This window comes from Pasteurella skyensis, from assembly GCF_013377295.1.
Classification (GTDB): Bacteria; Pseudomonadota; Gammaproteobacteria; order Enterobacterales; family Pasteurellaceae; genus Phocoenobacter; species Phocoenobacter skyensis.
In genome coordinates, this window is the sequence record NZ_CP016180.1 from 1,523,647 (window position 1) to 1,536,153 (window position 12,507).

General features: G+C 34.8%; 14 protein-coding genes. All 14 read right to left on the minus strand.

Going from position 1 to position 12,507, the window contains the following annotated elements; all coding sequences use genetic code 11:
* Positions 1-7: 7 nt before the first annotated feature.
* The 14 genes from ftsE to A6B44_RS07310 all read right to left on the minus strand — a co-directional run bounded on the left by ftsE (position 8) and on the right by A6B44_RS07310 (position 12,267).
* The gene (ftsE, locus tag A6B44_RS07245) at positions 8-664 is read right to left on the minus strand and encodes a cell division ATP-binding protein FtsE (RefSeq protein ID WP_090922971.1); all 657 of its coding nucleotides are present in this window, start codon (positions 662-664) and stop codon (positions 8-10) included.
* 216 nt (positions 665-880) lie between these two features.
* Entirely contained in the window at positions 881-1,774 is an 894-nt protein-coding gene (locus tag A6B44_RS07250; protein WP_090922902.1) for an ABC transporter permease subunit, read from the minus strand.
* Positions 1,775-1,789: 15 nt separating this feature from the next.
* Positions 1,790-2,794, minus strand: coding sequence for an ABC transporter permease subunit (locus tag A6B44_RS07255; protein WP_090922904.1), 1,005 nt, complete (start codon positions 2,792-2,794; stop codon positions 1,790-1,792).
* Positions 2,795-2,900: 106 nt separating this feature from the next.
* Complete coding sequence (locus tag A6B44_RS07260; RefSeq protein ID WP_090922905.1) at positions 2,901-4,493, minus strand: ABC transporter substrate-binding protein; 1,593 nt, start codon at positions 4,491-4,493, stop codon at positions 2,901-2,903.
* A 234-nt stretch (positions 4,494-4,727) separates the two neighbouring features.
* Positions 4,728-5,990 carry a UDP-N-acetylglucosamine 1-carboxyvinyltransferase gene (murA, locus tag A6B44_RS07265; protein WP_090922907.1) on the minus strand — a complete coding sequence of 421 codons (1,263 nt, stop codon included), beginning with the start codon at positions 5,988-5,990 and terminating at the stop codon, positions 4,728-4,730.
* 66 nt (positions 5,991-6,056) lie between these two features.
* Entirely contained in the window at positions 6,057-6,314 is a 258-nt protein-coding gene (locus A6B44_RS07270; RefSeq protein ID WP_090922909.1) for a BolA family protein, read from the minus strand.
* Between the two features lie 25 nt (positions 6,315-6,339).
* The gene (locus A6B44_RS07275) at positions 6,340-6,666 is read right to left on the minus strand and encodes an STAS domain-containing protein (RefSeq protein WP_090922911.1); all 327 of its coding nucleotides are present in this window, start codon (positions 6,664-6,666) and stop codon (positions 6,340-6,342) included.
* Between the two features lie 8 nt (positions 6,667-6,674).
* Positions 6,675-7,313, minus strand: a complete 639-nt coding sequence (gene mlaC, locus A6B44_RS07280; RefSeq protein WP_090922913.1) for a phospholipid-binding protein MlaC — start codon at positions 7,311-7,313, stop codon at positions 6,675-6,677.
* A gap of 40 nt (positions 7,314-7,353) precedes the next feature.
* The gene (gene mlaD / locus A6B44_RS07285) at positions 7,354-7,857 is read right to left on the minus strand and encodes an outer membrane lipid asymmetry maintenance protein MlaD (RefSeq protein ID WP_090922915.1); all 504 of its coding nucleotides are present in this window, start codon (positions 7,855-7,857) and stop codon (positions 7,354-7,356) included.
* 19 nt (positions 7,858-7,876) lie between these two features.
* The gene (gene mlaE / locus A6B44_RS07290) at positions 7,877-8,653 is read right to left on the minus strand and encodes a lipid asymmetry maintenance ABC transporter permease subunit MlaE (RefSeq protein WP_090922917.1); all 777 of its coding nucleotides are present in this window, start codon (positions 8,651-8,653) and stop codon (positions 7,877-7,879) included.
* Positions 8,646-9,452 carry a phospholipid ABC transporter ATP-binding protein MlaF gene (gene mlaF, locus A6B44_RS07295; protein WP_090922919.1) on the minus strand — a complete coding sequence of 269 codons (807 nt, stop codon included), beginning with the start codon at positions 9,450-9,452 and terminating at the stop codon, positions 8,646-8,648. Before mlaF ends, mlaE begins: the two co-directional genes overlap by 8 nt.
* A 51-nt stretch (positions 9,453-9,503) precedes the next feature.
* Positions 9,504-10,136 carry an MBL fold metallo-hydrolase gene (locus A6B44_RS07300; RefSeq protein ID WP_090922920.1) on the minus strand — a complete coding sequence of 211 codons (633 nt, stop codon included), beginning with the start codon at positions 10,134-10,136 and terminating at the stop codon, positions 9,504-9,506.
* Positions 10,137-10,149: 13 nt separating this feature from the next.
* The gene (gene mepK, locus A6B44_RS07305; RefSeq protein ID WP_090922922.1) at positions 10,150-10,710 is read right to left on the minus strand and encodes a peptidoglycan L,D-endopeptidase MepK; all 561 of its coding nucleotides are present in this window, start codon (positions 10,708-10,710) and stop codon (positions 10,150-10,152) included.
* A 111-nt stretch (positions 10,711-10,821) separates the two neighbouring features.
* On the minus strand, positions 10,822-12,267 hold the full coding sequence (locus A6B44_RS07310) for a L,D-transpeptidase family protein (protein ID WP_090922924.1): 1,446 nt from the start codon (positions 12,265-12,267) through the stop codon (positions 10,822-10,824).
* Positions 12,268-12,507 lie beyond the last annotated feature (240 nt).

Here is a 12,507-nt window from a genome sequence, read left to right on the forward strand (position 1 = left end):
CCTTAAATTAATTTTTCAAATGACCTTCTTCAAGTACTAAACAAGGTTTAGGACGTTGAGTAATAATATTAGTATCGTGTGTTGCAATAAGAACTGTGGTACCTGTTTGATTAAAGGCTTCAAATAAACGAAAAATTTCAAATGACAGTTTTTCATCTAAATTTCCTGTTGGTTCATCCGCCAATAACAATTGCGGACGATGAACTATCGCCCTTGCAATATCTACACGCTGTTGTTCTCCACCAGAAAGTTGCATAGGTAGATAATTCGCTTTGTGCTCTAAGCCAACTCGCTCTAATGCAATTCGTGCTTCTCGTTTTATAATGGATTGATTAACTCCCATAATAATCAAAGGTAATGCCACATTATCAAGTATTGTTCGATCCGTTAATAAACAATAATTTTGATGAACCATTCCAATTTGACGTCTTAGAAAAGGTAATTCTCGCTCTGATAAACGAGTAATATCGTGACCATTAAATCGAACTTTTCCACCATTGGCTTGCTCAATACCCATCACTAATTTAAGTAAAGTACTTTTACCTGCACCTGAATGCCCTGTTAAATATGCCATTCCTCCAACAGGAAGATGGAAGCTAATTCCTTGTAGTGCGGGTCTTCTTGCACCAATATAGACTTTATTCACATTAGTAAACTGTATCATTCCAGCCACGACTCTCTATGAAAATTAAAAAATTACCCAAGATTATATAATAATATTGCTCAAAACTTAACAAAAGAAACTCTTTTTACAACCTTTATTTCAATAATAATCGCACCAAAACGTAAATGTTGTAATACTCTTTTTGTTTTTTATGAAAAGAAAAAGCCCTCTTCTCTGTATACCATCGAGAAGAAGGCAAAATATGAAGAGAAATGGTTATTTTAATCGAGGATCCAAGGCATCTCGCAAGCCATCTCCCATAAGGTTAAAAGCCAATACCAGTAATAAAATTGCCACACCCGGAATAGTTACCAACCAGTTCGCTGATTGCATAAAGCCTCGAGACTCTGCCAACATTGTACCTAATTCTGGAGTTGGTGGCTGAGCCCCAATACCTAAAAAGCCCAGTGCGGCAAGCTCCAAAATCGCATTAGAAATACCCATTGTCATTTGAACAATAAGTGGAGCAAGACAGTTTGGTAGAATAATAATAAACATTAAACGGAATATACTCACACCAGTTACTTGAGAAGCGGTTACATAATCTCGTGTTTTTTCACTCATTACAGATGCTCTGGCTAAGCGTACATAACTCGGTATTGAGACAATTGCAATGGCAATTGCGGCATTAAAGAGTGATGGTCCTAAAATTGTTACCACCCCAATGGTTAGCAATAAGCTAGGAATTGCCAGCATTATATCCACTAATCGCATAATTACTGCATCAAGCAAACCACCATAAAACCCTGCCAATAATCCAAAAAGCACGCCTAATAAACAGGATAAAACGACAATAAATAAACCAATAAATACGGACAATCTTGCACCATAAATGATACGAGATAACATATCTCGCCCAATATCATCAGTACCTAAGATATAAGTCCAATCTCCTCCTTCAAAAAAGGCGGGCGGTAACAATAATGCACTACGATTTTGCTCAATAGGATCAAAAGGAGCAACAAAATGAGCAAATACACAAATAAGAAAAACGAAAGCAATAAAGTAAAATCCTATTACTGCTCCTCTATTTTTTCGAAAATTAATCCAAAACTCACTTAAGAGGGATTTTGCTGGAGGAAGCGTGTTATCAATAACTGTACTAGACATTTTTTCTCCCTAAAATTAACTATGACGGATACGAGGATTAACCACGCCATATAATAAATCAACCATCAAATTCACAAAAACAATTACCATTGCAATAATTAATACTGAACCTTGTAACACAGGGTAATCGCGAGAGTTAATGGCATCAATTACCCATTTTCCAATACCTGGCCACGAAAAAATATTTTCAGTTAACACAGCTCCAGATAATAGCTGTCCAACAATTAATCCAACTACTGTGATAATAGGAATTAACGCATTACGTAATGCGTGGTTGATGATAATACGAGATTGCGTCAGCCCTTTCGCTTTTGCAGTACGAATATAATCTTGACTTAATACTTCCAACATTGATGAGCGAGTCATCCGAGTAACTACCGCTAGTGGGATAGTTCCAAGTACAATTGAAGGTAAAATCAAAGATTTAATCGCAGCAAAAAATGCCCCTTCTTCATCAGAATTCCACGTGTCAATTAACATAAATCCTGTATCTGTATCAATCCAATACTCTGCAGGTAATCGCCCTGATGCCGGCAAATCAAGAGGAATAGAAATATATAAAATTAAAATCAATCCCCACCAAAAAATTGGCATCGAATAACCTGTTAATGAAAGTGAACTAATTAAATGAGACCACCACGAATCTTTTTTAACTGCAGCAATAACACCTAAAATAATTCCACCAATTAATGACCACAATAACGCAAAAAATGCTAATTCAACAGTTGCAGGAAAGAGGGTAAAAAATTCTTTTAAAACAGGTTCATTATTTCTAAATGAATTACCTAAGTCTCCCTGAAAAATACCTTTTAAATAATTAAAATATTGTTGAGGCAATGAAAGGTCTAACCCAAGTTGATGCATCATTTGAGCATGAACTTCAGGACTCAGCCCTCGCTCTCCCATTCTAATTTCAATCGGGTCACCTGGAATTAAATGCACTAAAGCAAAAGTAATCAATGTTATTGCAAAAAAAGTAGGAATAACAGAAAGTAAGCGTTTTAAAATAAACTTTAACATTTATATTTTCTCAACTTAAATTAAATAAAAATGAAGCGGTAAGATTATAATCGATTTTTGCAAATTTTATATAAAATCTTACCGCTTGAATAACAAGATTCAATAACTATTTTAAATCAACATTATAAAAATCGTGTAATCCAAATGGACTCACAACATAACCTGTTACTTCTTTACGCACAGGGAAATACGTTGTTGAATGTGCAATAGTTAACCAAGGTGCTTGATCTTTAAATACTTGCTGTGCTTTTTTATAAAGTGCAGTACGCTCTGCTGGATCTGTTTTTTGAACAGCAGAAAGTACTAAATCATCAAATTCTTTATTACAGAATTTTGCATAATTAGACCCTTTTTCTTTTGCAGAACAACTTAATAGTGTATTTAAGAAGTTATCTGGATCTCCATTATCACCTGTCCAACCCATTAAGCCCGTTTGGTGATCACCTTGACGCATACGTTTTAAGTATTCACCCCACTCATAGCTGACAATTTTGGCATTCACACCCACGTTTTTCCAATCTTCTTGAATAATCTCCGCCATACGACGAGCATTCGGGTTATATGGACGAGACACTGGCATTGCCCATAGTTCAACATCAAAACCATCTTTAAAGCCAGCTTCTTTTAACAACTCTTTTGCTTTCTGTGGATTATATTCATAATCTTTAACATCATCGTTATAACTCCACATTGTTGGCGGAATAGCATTTTTCGCTGCTTGCCCTGCACCTTGATACACAGACTCAATAATGGCCGCTTTATTAACAGCATAGCTTAATGCTTTACGTACTTTTAAATTATCAAAAGGTTTTTTCTCAGTATTAAAGGCAAGATAACCAATATTTAATCCTGGTTTTGAAAGTAAGGTTATTTTTGGATCTGCTTTCAATTTTTCAATATCTGCTGGATTTGGATAAGGAGCTGCGTGACACTCACCCTTAGTTAGTTTAGCATCACGAACAGAAGCATCAGGGGTAATTGAAAAGACTAAGCGATCAATTTTAGCCTTACCTTTCCAGTAATCTTTAAAAGCAACATAGCGTAAATTTGAATCTTTTTGGTAAGAAACAAATTTAAATGGCCCTGTTCCAATTGGTTGTGTATCCACCTCTTCTGGCATCCCTGCTTTTAGCATTTTATCCGCATATTCTTTTGAAAAAATAGAGGCAAAATCCATACCTAAATTAGCCAAGAAAGGCGCATTCGGTACTTTTAGACTAAATTTAACAGTGTAATCATCAACTTTTTCAACTTTATCAATGATATTTGCCATATCCATTCCCACAAAATACTCATAGCTACCACCAGATACTTTATTATAAGGGTGATTTGGATCTAATTGACGATTAAAAGAGAATAAAACATCATCTGCGTTTAAATCACGAGAAGGTTTAAAATTCTTATTACTGTGGAATTTTACCCCTTTACGCAGGTGAAAAACATAAGTTTTACCATCATCAGATACATCCCATTTTTCCGCTAAAGACGGAATAACTTTGGTAGTGCCTGCTTCAAAGGTTGTTAAGCGGTTATAAATTGTTCGACTTGCTGCATCTAACGATGCGCCATCAGTCGCCAACTGAGGACTTAAAAAAGAAGGCGATGCTTCTAAGCAATAAACGAAAGTTTTAGGGGCAGCAAAAGCAGTAGTAGATGCTAATGCCAGTGTGATTAAAGAGAATTTAGTGATCTTTCTCATAGAGTGTTACTCCTATTGTGTGTGTTTTTTGTGTTTGGGTTGTTCCTAATTTAAACGCTCATTATGTCGTTTTTTATAATTATCAGTCTAAGACTATACAAGTTTTTATAGGAACTTCAATATTTTTTTGACAAAAAAACAAAAAAAATGACAAAAATATAACAATCTAAAAAAATAAAGGTAACTCAAATAGAATTACCTTTATTATATTTATTCACGTTTGAAATTTTATAATTACTCACTAAAACGTTCTATATTTGCCCCTATAAGGCGTAATTTTTCTTCAATATTTTCATAACCACGATCGATATGATAAACACGATCAACAACTGTTTCGCCTGTTGCGATCAATCCAGCTAAAACAAGGCTAATGGAAGCTCGTAAATCTGTTGCCATTACTTGAGCACCAGATAATTGCTGAATACCGTGACAAATGGCTGTATTCCCTTCAATTTCTACTTTAGCACCCATTCTAATTAACTCAGGAATATGCATAAAACGATTTTCAAAAATGGTTTCAGTAATAGTGCTAGTACCTTCTGCTATGGTATTTAATAATGTAAATTGAGCCTGCATATCGGTTGGAAAAGCAGGGTGTGGCATTGTTCTCACGTTCACTGCTTGTGGACGTTGCCCTTTTGAATCAAGAGTAATAGTATCTTCTGTTACATCAACTTGCATACCTGCTTCACGTAATTTTTCAATCACGGCATCAAGGGTGTTTGCTTTTGTATTGTGACACGTAATTTTACCTTTCGATACTGCTGCGGCCACCAAAAATGTTCCTGTTTCGATACGATCAGGCACGATACTATGCTCACAGCCACCTAAAGAATCTACACCTTCAATAGTAATCATATCAGAACCCAGACCAGTAATCTTCGCTCCCATTTTCTGCAAAAACTCTCCAGTATCTACCACTTCTGGCTCACGAGCTGCATTTTCAATAAGAGTCGTACCCTGTGCTAATGTTGCAGCCATCATTACTGATAATGTTGCTCCTACACTTACTTTATCCATATAAATACGACAGCCAACCAAACGTTGATTAACCTGTGCTTTTACATAACCTTGATCAAGTACAATAGTAGCACCCATTTTTTCTAATGCAGAAATATGCATATCAACAGGTCTCGCTCCGATCGTACACCCACCTGGTAAAGAGACTTGTCCCTCGTGAAAACGAGTTAACAGAGGCGCTAACGCCCAAATCGATGCTCGCATTGTTTTAACTAATTCATAAGGTGCAATATAGTGATTGATATGCGTTGCATCAACAGTCACTACATTCTGATCATCTCGTTCAACAACAACACCCAACTCTCTTAAAATTTTAAAGGTGGTTTCTACATCTTTTAAATCAGGGACATTGGTTAATGTGACGGGCTCTTGTGCAAGGATGGTTGCAAAAAGAATAGGCAGTGCTGCATTTTTAGCACCAGAAATATAAACGTCACCTTGTAGGGTAACGGATCCTTGAACACGAAACTTTTCCATTTTAATTCCTTTAAATTTTATAAAATATGTAAATTTTTAGATCAATCTTACCGCTTACAGGTACAATTAACTCGGCATATTAAGCAATTTTTCTTTTTTCCACTGCTCTGTTGTAAATGTTTTAATGGTTAATGCATGAATTGTATTTGTTGCAAAAAGATCCGCAAGCGGTGCATAAATCATTTGCTGTTGCTTCACTTTTGATAATGATGCAAAAGAATCACTCACTGCAATCACGCCAAAATGAGAACCATCTCCCTGAACATAAACTTCATCAAGCTCTAAAGCACTATTCAACATCTCTTCAATTTTCTTTAATTCCATAATTATTTCCCACTTAATTATTCAGTTATTCTGTAAATTGATCAAGCCACTCTTGTAAATCAAAAAGTTGTGCGAGATCGAAAATACTATCAGGCACATTTATTACTCGATTTACATTTGTTTTACTGTAAAAATGAAGTAACTCAATCAATAATGTCAATCCTGCAGAATCTATAGCACTAATTTTCCCAAGATCCCAATAGATAGATTGTTCAGATGTCAAGGTTAAAAAAGAAGCACGTTGCTCCCAAATAGGGGACAACGTGTCTCTGATTAAATTACCTGACAATACAACAGTTAAACTATCACTATCTTGCTGGATATTCCAACGTAATGGTTTTGGTAATTTCATAACTCCCACTATTTACTTAGTGTAATAGGCTTTTGAGTAGATTTAGAAATTCGTTGAATTAATGCATCAATACCATTTTTACGTAAAATCCCACTCCATTCATTCTGCTTAGTTGCAACCATACTTACCCCTTCTGCAGACATATCATAAGCTTGCCACTCGCCTGTTTTACTATTTTTACGCCATTTAAAATCTAATTTAATAGGTTCATTATTATTAGAAGCTAAAATATTAACTCGAATGCTCACCACCACTTTATTCTCAACTGATTTAGGCTTTTCGATTTCTATTTTTTGATTCGTATATTGTGTCAATACTTGAGCATAAGATTGCTCAATAAACTGTCCGAAGACGTCAAAAAAATCATTGCGTTGCTGCGCATTTGCTTTTTTTAAATATTTTCCTAACACCAATAAACCTGCATATTTCACATGAACATAAGGTATTAAATCATTACGCACTATGGTGCGTAAATAATTAGGATCCGCGTTGATTTTATCCTGATTCGCTTTTATATCACTAAAAAGTTTATCCGCTGTTTCCTGCATTAATACATAAGGACTTGTATTTGCAGATACCTGTGTAGAAAATAGTGTTGATAATGCAATAATGCCTGTAAAAACTATTTTCTTAAATGCTTTTATCATATTATGACCTCCGAGTTAAAATAAATAGCTATTTATATAGTTATTCTGTGATAGTGTCCGTTTTTGAACTCTGTTCTTTTTTATCGCCGTATAAGAACTGACCAATCAAATCTTCTAATACCATTGCCGAGTTAGTATCAAAGAAAGTATCGCCTTCTTTTAACATACTTGTTTCGCCTTCAAGTACAAAACCGATATTTAGTGCAATATATTGTTCACCCAGTAACCCTGCTGTTTTAATGGACAGTGAACTTGTATCAGGAATAGTATTAAATTTTTCATTTACTGCTAATGTTACTTTTGGTGTGTAATTATCTGCATCTAAACTAATATCCGAAACACGTCCAATCACGACGCCACCGACTTTAACAGGTGCTCGTACTTTTAGTCCGCCAATATTATCAAAAGTTGCATAAAGGGTATAAGTTTTTTCCGACGAGAATCCTTGTACGTTCGCAACACGTAAACTTAAAAACATTAAAGCTGCAAGTCCTATGAGTACAAATAATCCTACCCAAAACTCATATTTTAACGATTGTCTCATTTTATTTTCCTTTTAAAATTTAACCACCAAACATAATAGCAGTTAAGATAAAATCTAATCCTAATACTACTAAAGAAGCATTAACAACAGTTTTTGTTGTTGCCTGACTAATTCCTTCTGAGGTAGGCAATGCATTATAACCATTAAACAGTGCAATCCATACCACCGCAAAAGCAAAAAACACACTTTTAATTGAACCATCAAAAAGATCAGTTAAAGTAACACTGTTTTGCATCACTGACCAAAAACTTCCTGAATCAACTCCTTTCCAATCCACACCAACGAGTGAACCACCCCAAATACCAATTGCAGTAAAAATAACGGCTAAAATTGGCATTGAAATAACACCTGCCCAAAAACGAGGGGCAATAACTCGTCTTAAAGGATCAATAGCCATCATTTCAAGACTAGAAAGTTGTTCTGTCGCTTTCATTAAACCTATTTCAGCGGTTAAAGCAGAACCTGCCCGTCCAGCAAATAATAGCGCTGTGACAACAGGTCCCAATTCTCTTAATAGGGAAAGAGAGACTAATTGCCCCAAACTTGTTTCAGCAGAAAAATCAACTAAAACAACATATCCCTGTAGCCCAAGTACCATACCGATAAATAAGCCTGATAGCATAATAATCAATAATGATTGTACACCCAAGACATACAGATGTTTAATCACTAAAGGGGCATTCTTTTTAAATTGTGGTTTACCTACCAAAGCGCCCCAGAGCATTAAATTGGAACGTCCAAATTCACGAATAAACTTAATAAGGGAAGCACCAAACAATGAAATCAATTTAATCATTGAACAACTCCTCCGCATAATCTAAATTTGTTGGGTAATGAAAATGAACGGGACCATCAGCCTCTCCAGATAAAAATTGTACAACTCGAGGATCTTTACTTTCCACCAGCGCTTTCGGAGAACCTTCCGCAATCACCTTTTTATCTGCTACGATATAGGCATAATCCGCAATACTTAATACTTCATTAACATCGTGCGATACCACAATCGAGGTTAATTTTAACACTTGATTTAATTTTTTTATTAACTCAACAATAACACCCATACTGATAGGATCCTGTCCTGCAAAAGGCTCATCATACATAATAAGCTCAGGATCTAAGGCAATAGCACGAGCAAGTGCTGCTCGACGAGCCATACCACCAGATAACTCCGATGGCATTAAGTAAGCCGCTCCTCGTAAACCCACAGCTTCAAGTTTCATTAATACCATTTTTCGAATCAATTCTTCTGGTAGCTGTGTATGCTCTCTGATAGGGTAAGCAACATTGTCAAAGGTCGATAAATCAGTAAACAAAGCCCCTGACTGGAATAACATTCCCATTCTCTGACGAATTTTATACAAGGTTTTATTATTTGCCTTACACACATCTTCACCATCAAAAAGAATTTCACCCATTTCAGGTTGCAACTGACCCCCAATAAGCCGAAGTAAAGTTGTTTTACCAATACCAGAAGGACCCATAATTGCGGTTATTTTTCCTGCTTGCACTTGAAGGTTGAGGTTATCATAAATAATACGATTACCTCGCTTAAAGGTAAGATTTCTAACCTCAATTAAATTTTTAGTCTCTTGCATTATATTCTTTAGTTAAACTGTTATATAAGGATAATATAAAAGAATTGTACATCATTTTTTTAGAAAAGGGTTACTTTGTTTTTCTTTACCTATTGTCGTATAAGCACCGTGACCAGGAATAACAATAAAATCATCTTCTAAATCAAACATTTTTGTTCTAATTGTATTGAGTAATTGTTCAAGGTTACCCATATATAAATCAGTTCGACCAATGCTATTTTGAAACAGCACATCACCACTGAAAACAATTTTATTTTCAAAATCAAAGAAACCGATATGTCCCGGTGCGTGTCCCGGTAAATGGCGAATATCAAATTTGAGCTCACCAAACTCAACTACATCACCTTCATTCAACCAATGATCGGGCAAAAAACCTTCAACTCTAGGAAAGCCATAATCTTCAGTAATTTGTCCTAATTGCTCAAAAAGAGGCTGATCTGCTTGTTGTGAACCATAAATTTCCACACCAAAATGCTGACGAAGTTGATCTGCTGCCATAATATGATCAAGGTGTGCATGAGTAATTAAGATTTGAGTTAAATTTAACTGGTTTTGCTCAATATACTGAATTAAATACTCTCCATCATCACCAGGATCAACAATAGCTGCATTCTTCTGGTTATCCCAAATTACAGAACAATTTTGTTGAAAGGCTCCAACAGGAATAATTTGCAAATTAAACATAAAATGTGACCGCTTATCTACCACGCCAAGTGCGTACAGGACCTGTATCTATATGGACAAAATTACTACGAGGATAATAACCTACTCCGCCATTATGCAAACTTAATGCAGCCTTATACAAACTAGACAATGGTACTCCCGTTACCCTTAAATCAATGGCTTGCCCTTTAATATGATAACTTTTTTTAGCAACACCACGACTACGACGACGCATTTTCGCATTTGTTTTAGCAGTACGATATCCACAAATAATTTTAACCTCTGCATTTTGCAAAGCTAATTTTTTTTGAATTTGATCAATTTTCAAAAATAATCTGGGATCCATATTCGTCATTCTATTTGTTCTACGATCTCGCAGAATATAATTAAGTTTATGTAACTCTGCATCAATAAAATGCTTTCCATTATGAAATTTGGAAACAAGACGTTCATTCGTATTGATATTATGGAAACGAAGAGAAAGTGGTTTTTTGGTTGATAAATGAGCCCTTACTGTTGTAGGAAGTAGGCTTGTACCTAATACAATTCCCCCAAGGGAAAGCCAACGGCGACGGTTCTTATCAATTTGTTCCACAAGTTCTCCTTTTTATATAATTATAGTCATGTGCTTTAGTGTATCAAAAATAAATAAAGTTCCAAAATTTATTGAAACTTTATTTATAGTCATTAAATTATAATCAATTGATTAAAACGATTTATTAAAAACACTCCAATCAACATTGTTTGATGAAAATGCTGGATCTAATCGATAAACATCAGGTAGTGTGTGCACTTGTCCATTTTCAACCCACGCTGTTACATAGTAAAGATAAACAGGGTTATCCGATCTAATTTTAACAAAAGTGGTTTGCTCACTATTGTAAGTTGCTTTTTGTTTAGCGACTGACCAGCCTGCTTCAGATAATAATATTTGACTCAATGCAGCTGCTTTTTTTACTCGTATACAACCTGAACTTAGTGCTCGTTTCTTTCTTGAAAACACGCCTTTATATGGTGTATCGTGTAAAAAAATGGCCTCAGCACTTGGCATATTAAATTTATAGCGACCCAATGCTGCTCGCTTTCCTGGTTTTTGACGAATCATATATGGAAAGTTTTTAGCTGCTTCACCTTTATATTCTGCCCAATCAATACTTTCTGGAGCAATGGTATTTCCTCTATAATCTAATACTTGAAAACCTTTCTTTGCACCATAGTTTGGATCTTTAGAATACTTAGGAATAACATCTTCTTCCAAAATAGTGGGTGGAATTGTCCATGGTGGATTTACTACTACATCACTCAGTTTACTAAATAATATTGGTGTTTGGCGTTTTTTACGTCCCACTACAACCACAGAATGTAACGCCAACTGCCCATTTTTATAATAATAAAGCTGATAACTTGGAATATTCACATAAAGCCCATTATTGAAATTAGGAATAACACGCAAACGCTGTGCATTTAACGCTAATTTAGCAAGAGAAATATTATCAGCAGAGCCTGTTAACACTTTTTTTACTGTTTCTGTATATACGTTATTTTCACTTGGAATATATTTAGCAATGAATTTATCTCCGTAATCACTTTTTACAGCCTCTACCCACATTAATAACTCTTGATCACTGACTGCTTTTGTATTATAAGTATTTGATTGATATAACCAAGTATTAATATTATTTTTCAAATTTTTATTATAATAAAAGTAATCTAAAAAGGCATCCGTTAAAAAAATATCTCTTTCCATACTGCCAATAGCACTATGTGTAATTTTGTTTAGTATTCTCGTTGCATTACGAGAAATGCCACTAACGGCAAATACCGCATAATCTTCAAGAAAAGTTTGCTCCATTTTTTTATCTAGCCAAAGAGGACTAAAATTTGAAAGCACATACACTTTTTTTACCGCATTCAATAATTTTAATTCTTGTGCCGAAACCGTCTTACGAATTTGTCCGTCAACCGCAGTGAGAAGCTGAGGATTTTTCATTGACCATAATGATTTCTCTATTCTTTTTTGTGTATGTATTTGCTGCGTCTTTAAACTTAACTTTGGAAACACATTCACTATATGTGTAACGGCATAGGTAGGAAATACCCATACAATGGTTAACAAAACTAATGACGTTAATATGCGACTTCTTCTTTTCATATACTTACCCTATGGCGGAGATACTTAATCTTGTAAAAATAAACTTAAAAAACATTATGGTTGATTTTTAAACTAATTTGCGATTATATAACATAAACAAACTTTTGTTTACTAAAATTAAATTTTTTATCTAAAAACAATAAAAATTCCATACGATTTACCATTATTTTTTATTTATCACTCTAATTAAGAAAAATAAGTATCCCTTTCTGCCATTACCAAGTACACTCGCCAAACATT

Coding starts and splice junctions, on each gene's coding strand:
- ftsE (WP_090922971.1), bottom strand. CDS start 664: ATGATACAGTTTACTAATGTGAATAAAGTCTATATTGGTGCAAGAAGA.
- A6B44_RS07250 (WP_090922902.1), bottom strand. CDS start 1,774: ATGTCTAGTACAGTTATTGATAACACGCTTCCTCCAGCAAAATCCCTC.
- A6B44_RS07255 (WP_090922904.1), bottom strand. CDS start 2,794: ATGTTAAAGTTTATTTTAAAACGCTTACTTTCTGTTATTCCTACTTTT.
- A6B44_RS07260 (WP_090922905.1), bottom strand. CDS start 4,493: ATGAGAAAGATCACTAAATTCTCTTTAATCACACTGGCATTAGCATCT.
- murA (WP_090922907.1), bottom strand. CDS start 5,990: ATGGAAAAGTTTCGTGTTCAAGGATCCGTTACCCTACAAGGTGACGTT.
- A6B44_RS07270 (WP_090922909.1), bottom strand. CDS start 6,314: ATGGAATTAAAGAAAATTGAAGAGATGTTGAATAGTGCTTTAGAGCTT.
- A6B44_RS07275 (WP_090922911.1), bottom strand. CDS start 6,666: ATGAAATTACCAAAACCATTACGTTGGAATATCCAGCAAGATAGTGAT.
- mlaC (WP_090922913.1), bottom strand. CDS start 7,313: ATGATAAAAGCATTTAAGAAAATAGTTTTTACAGGCATTATTGCATTA.
- mlaD (WP_090922915.1), bottom strand. CDS start 7,857: ATGAGACAATCGTTAAAATATGAGTTTTGGGTAGGATTATTTGTACTC.
- mlaE (WP_090922917.1), bottom strand. CDS start 8,653: ATGATTAAATTGATTTCATTGTTTGGTGCTTCCCTTATTAAGTTTATT.
- mlaF (WP_090922919.1), bottom strand. CDS start 9,452: ATGCAAGAGACTAAAAATTTAATTGAGGTTAGAAATCTTACCTTTAAG.
- A6B44_RS07300 (WP_090922920.1), bottom strand. CDS start 10,136: ATGTTTAATTTGCAAATTATTCCTGTTGGAGCCTTTCAACAAAATTGT.
- A6B44_RS07310 (WP_090922924.1), bottom strand. CDS start 12,267: ATGAAAAGAAGAAGTCGCATATTAACGTCATTAGTTTTGTTAACCATT.